Origin of the sequence: Kribbella pittospori (assembly GCF_004331465.1) — a bacterium.
Lineage (GTDB): Bacteria > Actinomycetota > Actinomycetes > Propionibacteriales > Kribbellaceae > Kribbella > Kribbella pittospori.
In genome coordinates this window covers 1-697 of the sequence record NZ_SJKB01000057.1, presented here as the reverse complement: position 1 = coordinate 697, position 697 = coordinate 1, and the positions used below count along the sequence as shown (strand labels likewise).

Annotated in this window: 1 protein-coding gene; it reads left to right on the top strand. The window is 64.4% G+C overall.

Going from position 1 to position 697, the window contains the following annotated elements:
* Nucleotides 1-278: 278 nt before the first annotated feature.
* On the top strand, nucleotides 279-697 hold a 419-nt coding region (locus E0H73_RS45600; RefSeq protein WP_131367567.1), incomplete at its 3' end, for a hemerythrin domain-containing protein.

The window sequence follows — 697 nt, the reverse complement described above, 5'->3', positions numbered from 1 at the left end:
AGGACAAGGGGATGTCGAAACAGCGCGCGGCGAAGATCGCCAACTCCTCGAAGTCGAGCGAGCACGGCGGTAAGAGCGGCAAGGGCGGCAACAGCAGCCAGGGCGGCACCACCGCTCAGAAGAAGAAGGCCGGCCGCAAGGGCGGCAAGGCAGCAGCGAAGAGCTGATCACCGAACACCGGCAACGCGCTGGCCTGCGAACGGTACAGCCTCAGGAGCATTCACGGTCCAGAGAGGGGTACCGGCGCGGCATCATCCCCACGGACAAAGGAGAAGCTGATGGCTTCAACCGGCGGCAGCACCGACCAGGACGTGATCGACGTTTTGACGGAGGACCACAGGGAGGTCCGGGAACTCACGAACCAGATCAGCACATCCAGCGACGCCGACGAACGGCGGGACCTGACCGATCAGCTCATCGCGGAACTGGTCAGGCACTCGGTCGCCGAGGAGATGTACGTCTACCCCGCGATGCGCGACCACCTCCCCGACGGCGTTCAGGCTGTCGAGCACGACACCAAGGAGCACAAGGAACTCGAGACGCTCATGAAGCAACTCGAGAGCGCGGACGCGGGAACCACCGAGTTCGAGGACACGCTCCGGCAACTGCAACAGGTACTCGTCGACCACATTCAGGACGAGGAGACCGAGCAGTTCCCGCAGTTGCGAGCCCACCTCCCCGCCGCCACCCTGGTCGA